This window comes from Paraburkholderia sp. SIMBA_053 (assembly GCF_046534895.1).
GTDB lineage: Bacteria > Pseudomonadota > Gammaproteobacteria > Burkholderiales > Burkholderiaceae > Paraburkholderia > Paraburkholderia caledonica.
This window is the reverse complement of sequence record NZ_JAWRXU010000539.1, coordinates 1-278: the sequence shown is the minus strand read 5'-3', so window position 1 is coordinate 278 and position 278 is coordinate 1. Positions and strand designations below refer to the sequence as shown.

At 63.3% G+C, this 278-nt stretch carries 1 protein-coding gene; it reads left to right on the top strand.

Translation table 11 applies throughout. The features are described 5' to 3' along the window. Window positions 1-278: SDR family NAD(P)-dependent oxidoreductase (locus SB753_RS36765; RefSeq protein WP_410805049.1), on the top strand; the 278-nt coding region annotated here is incomplete at both ends.

Below are 278 nucleotides of genomic sequence, written 5' to 3'. Positions count from 1 at the left end.
GCGTCGTCAACAACATGGGCTTCGTCAAGCTCGCGCGGCTCGGCGAGATCGAACTCGACGATCTGGATCGCACGTTCAGCACGAATCTCGCGCCCGCCGTGCAAACCGCGCAGGCGTTGCTGCCGAACATGAAGGAGAAAGGCTGGGGACGTATCGTCAATCTGTCGAGCCTGGTCGTGCTGGGCGTCGCGCAGCGAAGCACGTATGCAGCCGCCAAGAGCGCGATGATCAGCTTCACGCGCACATGGGCGCTCGAGCTTGCCGACTCCGGCATCACC